The sequence below is a fragment of the Nostoc sp. NMS7 genome (genome assembly GCF_017115085.1).
GTDB lineage: Bacteria > Cyanobacteriota > Cyanobacteriia > Cyanobacteriales > Nostocaceae > Nostoc.
The window spans coordinates 1-5,963 of sequence record NZ_JABXKJ010000128.1 but is presented as its reverse complement, the minus strand read 5'-3'; the positions used below and the strand labels follow the sequence as shown (position 1 = coordinate 5,963).

12 protein-coding genes and 1 pseudogene are annotated in these 5,963 nt (G+C 39.6%); 1 reads left to right on the top strand and 12 read right to left on the bottom strand.

The genetic code is table 11. The features are described from left to right. The 3 genes from HWQ38_RS13310 to HWQ38_RS13300 all read right to left on the bottom strand — a co-directional run. Positions 1 to 521, bottom strand: a 521-nt coding sequence (locus tag HWQ38_RS13310; RefSeq protein WP_292794151.1) for a hypothetical protein, incomplete at its 3' end; no start/stop codon positions are given. Next, entirely contained in the window at positions 511 to 930 is a 420-nt protein-coding gene (locus HWQ38_RS13305; protein WP_292794149.1) for a hypothetical protein, read from the bottom strand. The genes HWQ38_RS13310 and HWQ38_RS13305, both read right to left, overlap by 11 nt. A gap of 241 nt (positions 931 to 1,171) precedes the next feature. Beyond that, positions 1,172 to 1,390, bottom strand: coding sequence for a hypothetical protein (locus HWQ38_RS13300; RefSeq protein ID WP_292794146.1), 219 nt, complete (start codon positions 1,388 to 1,390; stop codon positions 1,172 to 1,174). A 30-nt stretch (positions 1,391 to 1,420) separates the two neighbouring features. Here HWQ38_RS13300 and HWQ38_RS13295 point away from each other — a divergent pair, with 30 nt between their 5' ends. Beyond that, a complete protein-coding gene (locus HWQ38_RS13295) occupies positions 1,421 to 1,636 on the top strand; it encodes a hypothetical protein (protein ID WP_292794143.1) in 216 nt (71 codons plus the stop codon). A gap of 10 nt (positions 1,637 to 1,646) precedes the next feature. Here HWQ38_RS13295 and HWQ38_RS13290 read toward each other — a convergent pair whose 3' ends face one another. From HWQ38_RS13290 to HWQ38_RS13250, 9 genes and pseudogenes are all read right to left on the bottom strand, one after another. Next, a complete protein-coding gene (locus tag HWQ38_RS13290) occupies positions 1,647 to 2,003 on the bottom strand; it encodes a hypothetical protein (RefSeq protein ID WP_292794140.1) in 357 nt (118 codons plus the stop codon). A 1-nt stretch (position 2,004) separates the two neighbouring features. Next, positions 2,005 to 2,388, bottom strand: coding sequence for a hypothetical protein (locus tag HWQ38_RS13285; protein WP_292794137.1), 384 nt, complete (start codon positions 2,386 to 2,388; stop codon positions 2,005 to 2,007). A 160-nt stretch (positions 2,389 to 2,548) separates the two neighbouring features. Then, on the bottom strand, positions 2,549 to 2,761 hold the full coding sequence (locus HWQ38_RS13280; protein ID WP_292794134.1) for a hypothetical protein: 213 nt from the start codon (positions 2,759 to 2,761) through the stop codon (positions 2,549 to 2,551). Positions 2,762 to 2,776: 15 nt separating this feature from the next. Further along, complete coding sequence (locus HWQ38_RS13275; protein ID WP_292794131.1) at positions 2,777 to 3,121, bottom strand: hypothetical protein; 345 nt, start codon at positions 3,119 to 3,121, stop codon at positions 2,777 to 2,779. Then, positions 3,118 to 3,321, bottom strand: coding sequence for a hypothetical protein (locus HWQ38_RS13270; RefSeq protein ID WP_292794128.1), 204 nt, complete (start codon positions 3,319 to 3,321; stop codon positions 3,118 to 3,120). The genes HWQ38_RS13275 and HWQ38_RS13270 overlap by 4 nt, the downstream gene beginning before the upstream one ends. Positions 3,322 to 3,453: 132 nt before the next feature. After that, complete coding sequence (locus HWQ38_RS13265) at positions 3,454 to 3,924, bottom strand: hypothetical protein (RefSeq protein ID WP_292794126.1); 471 nt, start codon at positions 3,922 to 3,924, stop codon at positions 3,454 to 3,456. A 61-nt stretch (positions 3,925 to 3,985) separates the two neighbouring features. Continuing rightward, a complete protein-coding gene (locus HWQ38_RS13260; RefSeq protein WP_292794123.1) occupies positions 3,986 to 5,209 on the bottom strand; it encodes a transposase in 1,224 nt (407 codons plus the stop codon). Next, positions 5,196 to 5,726, bottom strand: a complete 531-nt coding sequence (locus tag HWQ38_RS13255) for a hypothetical protein (RefSeq protein ID WP_292794121.1) — start codon at positions 5,724 to 5,726, stop codon at positions 5,196 to 5,198. The genes HWQ38_RS13260 and HWQ38_RS13255 overlap by 14 nt, the downstream gene beginning before the upstream one ends. A gap of 34 nt (positions 5,727 to 5,760) precedes the next feature. Beyond that, positions 5,761 to 5,963: pseudogene (locus HWQ38_RS13250) on the bottom strand (hypothetical protein); the annotation flags it as partial.

Here is a 5,963-nt window from a genome sequence, read left to right as displayed (position 1 = left end):
GTCTTTAACCCGTACTCTTGGGTAATTTGTTGCCTGATTTCGGGATTTTTAGCCAGTTGATAAATAAACGCTATTTCATCAAAACCTTGCTCTGTGCGTCGCTGTAATGAACGAGCATCAAGTTCACTCGTGATTTCATCGAACAATTCTTGCTCAAACTCATGAACTGCCAGCGCTTGGGCAACAGTCTTACCTGCCACAATGTCCAAGAATGCTTTAAACGTTTCCCGGCTGACTCCAACAAGTTGTAATTGTTCAGTGGCCATGTCCATAGCTCCCGTCTGTATATTCGCTAAATTGCCGCTACCTCCTAACAGCTTCGATTTGTCGAGGGTTGCTTGCGCTAGATTGAATAACCTTTCTAAGCGATCGCTGATTTCTACAGGAAATTCTTCTGCATTTGGGTCAACTGTTGGATCTGATGCGGCAAGCTGTTCTAATCCAGCAATAATTTGTTGTGGGCTATAACTAGCACTTAATAATTCAAACAATTCTGCGCGAGTAAATGTGTTATCCGACATGATGTATCTCTCCTAATACTTGTGATGTAAATCTAAGTTGTTCTTTCTCAAATTCGGCACGGGTGTATTCGTGTTTATGCGCTTCGATGATGATTTCCACAAAAGCCTTTTTATCAATCCCTTGAGTAATGTCAGAGAACAATTCCCCAATCTTACCGATGACCCATACCTGATAAGGCGTGATTGGTGGCGCACGTAATTTTTTTTCTTGGGTCAAAGTCTTCATTCTCACAAGTATTAATCTATACTCTGGGATGATTGGCGCGACCTCTGCCCATCGTTCTAGTGTGCGGTAACAAATGCCTAAAATCTTAGCGGCTTTTGCTTTTGACATTGGTAGAACTAAAGGATTTGCCCCCGATTGACTTGGTTGATAGCTAAAAAGTTGTTCTCTCCACTTTGATTTCATTAAGAATGTCAAATCCGTATCAACAGTTTCAAAAAGTTAGTCAATATCCGCGTCACACTCGTATCAATATTAATGTCATATTGATGTCAACGTTAATATCAATGTTGATGTCAATGTGAATATCCACGTTGATATCAATAAGCATTGTTCTATGACTGTCAATTGACTATTTATTGACCTTGCTCTTTTATAATAAAAAAACCGCGTCAAAGCGGGTAGTGTCTGTGTGACCTTTTTGGATTTAAGAAGTACTTAAATATAAATCTAGTAAACCAAAATGATTTAAGACAGATTCTTTTGGTTGTTGGTAACGACTACTATGCTCGTCAGCTAACCAGTGCTTAAGAGTTTCTGGTGGATAGTCGCTTAGTTCATGAATCTCGGACACCGATAATCCGTGCTTCAATTTAAATTCTTTAGGATGAATCCGTTTCACCTTCAATAAGTGTTTGTTTGACATAATGCAATTACTTATAAAATCTTTCATCCGATGCCTTTTGATGCAGCGATACCGAATCACAATTTTTGCGCCCTAGTTAAAAAGCAAGCAGACCATGAGACTCTGCTCGACCTCAAACACGGTAGCATCAAGGTTTTGAGACACGCGAATGATTTAGATGAGGCTCAAAACTCTAGTAATGCCGTTAAAATAGCTGTCTCATGGTCTGCTCAATCCCTTGCCCTGACTGATTCCGCGCCTCTATGAGAAAGAAAATTCATTTTTTTGAATTTTGCAGAAAACCCTGGTTTTTGGCTCTTTTAATTGAAGTGGGTTTTTTTATTTGTCCTGTGGTCATTTTTGAAGCCTGACTTTGTTTCACCAACACCGAACGCAAGTACTGCCGACAAGCTGTTTCTCCCCTATAAATCAGAATCCGCAGCGCCTGTACTTCCTGTATCGGAGAAATACAAATCTCGGCGATGGCACCAATCAAATTCTGTTGCTTCTGCACATAGTCTTGATGCTGCTGCTCTAACTCCTGAATCTTGGAATTCAACTGCTGTATTTGCCGTAATGCTTTTGTCAGAGACGATTCTTTGTTTTGAGAGCGATTATCCAAAGTGAATGTCATATTATTGCTCCTTATTTAGATAGTGAAAGCTTTGCCAATCGGGGCATTTATCACCTTGCCAGCCTTTGGGATGAACGGCGCAATTGAGTGTTACGCCGTTGTAGACAACCCCGTGGAAATGCTTGCAACCTCGGCACGGAAGAGGAACAGGTCTGGGTTTTAGTGATTCTTCAAATTGCGTTGTCTCAATCCGACTACCAATAAACATGGTCAACCCAGTTCCCATCATGCTGAAACACAAAGCCAGCTTCGCTGCGCTTGCAGGTATTGTGATGTTGAAATAGTTCGGTTTCTTTTGCCCGAAAACTATGACACAGCCACTCAAAATAGTGGAAAATGCGAAAACTCCAATGGCAGATTTAAGAATGAATTGTTTTGTGTTCATTTTTGCTTTTTGGGTGGTTCGTGCTTCAATAACAAAAAAGAGAAGTCGTAAATCGTTACTATTGGTTTTGGTTTCGATTCTATTACAAGTTCTGGGCTACCCAACCCTGCAATCTAGCCCAAATTTCTGAAGTAGTTAACTTAATTTCCATTGGTGTGTTTTAACGTTGAAAAACTGAATCGATTTCGCCGTTATCAATAGCCTTCTTTGCGTGGCTAACAGCTTGTGTATGATTGTCAAAAGTTTGAGTTGAAGGTGATGCCCAAGTTGTTTTCAAAAAGCCCTGCTTCCCAACATGAACATCCACAGCACCATCTGATAATTCAGTACTCTCAATTTTGTAGCCGCCATGTTTGGTTTTGTACTCTTTCATTGTCCGTTTCTCTGCCTAAAATTTATCCCGTTGAATACTGAAACTTGCTCCGACTAGAGAACTGCCCAAGAAAGCGGAAAAACTGACCAACATTGCACCCAGGCAGATATTTTTCTGTTGCTCCCAACCAGAGATGATTATGTTGGGATTAGCATTTATCTCCATAATCTCCAGTCCCCAACAAGCCATTGCTCCTACTCCTGCAAATCCGGTAAAAAGTAGGGATGCAATTGCAGTTGTTTCTATGGTGCGATCGATGAAAATCCTGGGGTTGAATCTTTTTCGAGTCCGACGTAGAACTAATTTATTACGAGTGTTTAAAGGCAAGGATGATTGATAAGTCGCTTTTTGTGTTTTCATTTAGCATCCTCCAATTCAACAAAAAATCCCGCACCAGTATTCTTAATCTTTACCAACTTTTGATTGACCAACGTTTGAATCACACTAAGACTAAAGTTTATACTGCACAATCGTGCGCTACCTCCGCAACGACGGAGGTATTGTAAGCATTGGTGTGACGACTGGTCGGTAGGGATGGAATGAGCAGATTTTGTTGGCATAATCTTGACTATGACTCTACGATTTTGAGATGATGTGAATTGAAAAAAATTCCCTGTCCAGGTGGCATATCTGAGAAATGAACACTTTTAGCGATCGCACACTGATGATTGAATGCAATCGCGCTTTCAGTTTTAATCTTTGACCTTATGCTGTTGAATCAAAGCCAGCACAATGTTTGGAGTTAAAGGACTCCAACGTGGTTGGCTAAAACGTTGACCATCCCAATTAAATTGCACTAAAGAAAAATCTTTTGGTTCTTCGTTTTTAGTTATTTTATTGCGAGGATAATGCTCGATAAATAGAAAATTATCCCCCAAACAGCGACGAGCCGATAACACAGTATTCTGGTATTTTCGCCAAATCAATGTAGCTAGACCCTCCGCAGAATTAGTAATGCTTGTCCCCGTGTCTTGTTCATCTAAATCCGAACATAAGACAATGCTCGGCATGGAATATTCTTGATAAATTAGCAGATGACATTTACTATCCCAGTACTTTGGATTACTTTGCTGTAGTTCATGTCCGGCTCCTTTCCAAACGAAAATAGTGTCAAGCACTAAGCTAGGTGAATCAAGATTAATATTTGTAGTTTGAGTAGTCATAGTTTTCCTGCTCTGACATCGCAATAAGTTGTACAGTTAATAACTTTATGGACAAATGTCCTCAAGCCACTTTTCCCGGTGTTAAGCGGAATGGGTAAACTGCAATACCCTCTATCCCTAAGCTAAAAGCCGCTGGGACTACCTTTCTTGTGATATTCAGACTTCCATTGATATCTGCATGAATTAGCCTACCATCCTTGGATTTGTACCAAGCACGTTTAACTCGTTTACCACTAAAAGTATGTTTTTCACCTTTCTTGTAAACGGGAATTGGATCTAAATCAAGGAACGAGGATGCAGAAGTGTAGGATTCTTCGTCAACCAAAACGGTCATACCAACTAACACAGCTTTGTATTGCAACTGCTCAATAAAACGAGCATGAGGAATACTTACGAAGTTCTGATTAGTTTTTGTACCAAGGTTAATTTCCTGTTTCCATTGCTCGTTTTTCCCAATAACCAGTGTCCCAATTCCCTCGGACACCAAATGGTCAATAATCCATCGACTTGCATTGTGCAGATAATTATCGACTCGGTTATTTCGTTTAGAAGTTAGGGCGTTGATTCTCCGGTAACTCTTAGCATTTCCCTTCAACTGTGATTGGAGTTTAGCCTTAATTTTGTTGTATTGTTGGTTGATTGACTTTAGCGGTCGTCCATTAACAAGTACTGGTTTAAACCCAGGTTTGTTTGAAGTTAACGCCGCTAAGTTATCTAATCCAATATCAATACCCGCTACCCAACTTTGATTTAACTCTTTTGGTTCTGGTTCCTTTTCGTAAACAACCTCTACAACGTACTGCCCAGATTTGGGAATAACTCTAACCTCTCTAACATTACTAACTGAGGTTGAAACTTCAATGTTCGTTTGAGATAGTTTGACGATACCTTTTCTCAGTGCTGGCTTTGAAATCGCACCCAATTCATAAATTAGGATATTACGACCGTTCTCTTTATCCTTGTATTTTGGAAGCTTAGGGCGACCTAAAAAGTTTGACGGGTCTTGATTGTAGGCTTTTGTTGCCTCAAAAAATGACTTCCAATTTCTATGCAAGACTATCAACACTTGATTACTAACTTTGCGCGGTAATGCTTGATAAGATTCATGCTGCTTTACCAGATGAAATATCGCAACATTGTTCAGATACTTATTTTCAAAGATAAATGACTGGCGCACCAAATAGTTAGCATAGTTGTACAGGTTTTTTGAGCGCCAACATAAATCATTTATTTCTTTGTATGAAACGTGACTTGTTTTAATTATATGTCGCTCAACGAGTCTCATCGTCTTCTCCATTTGCTCTTAAGTCAGCAATTAATTTCTCAGTTTTACGCTTGGCTCTCCTTAACTCATAAATACGTTGTACAAATGATGTAATCACTAAAACTAAATCTTGCATTAATTCATCTTTTCCGTTCTCAGCATCGTTGACAATCTCCAACTTTTTACCTGTGGACTCCAATAAAAGTTTGATGTAATTTAACCCAAACCTCGTTACTCTATCCCGATGCTCCGCAACTAAAATATTATAATTTTCGTCTTGTAAAGCATTAGATATACAACACTCACGTCGTAGCTGATTATCAAGGGAAAGCCAATTGATAATTTCTTCAGCCCTGGCTCTTTTGATGTAAAGTTCTTGCAGAACTCTATCTCGAAGAGTTTCTAATCTAGCTGCCTCTAGGTAATTCTTCTGCAAAAGCAAAAGCTTGTGTTGATCATGAAGTGGATCTACTTCTGTTGTTACCTCAGAATCAAATCGATCCATAACAAACGCGCGAAGGTAATCATATTCGGTCAAGAATTTTTCTCCCTCGTATATTGGATAAATTTTACTAATAATTCGAGTTTTCACCGATGCCATATTGCCATTTTAGAAAACTGACGGGAGTACAGATTTCTGACCAATCACAAGCTCCCATTGGTGCATTCCAGTCTTGTCGGTATTCCTCTCCAAAATACCCCAGTCCCCAATGCCAATCGTCATATTCCGGCTGTGACTCCCATCCAAACCAGAGAGCAACATTCACTTTAATCA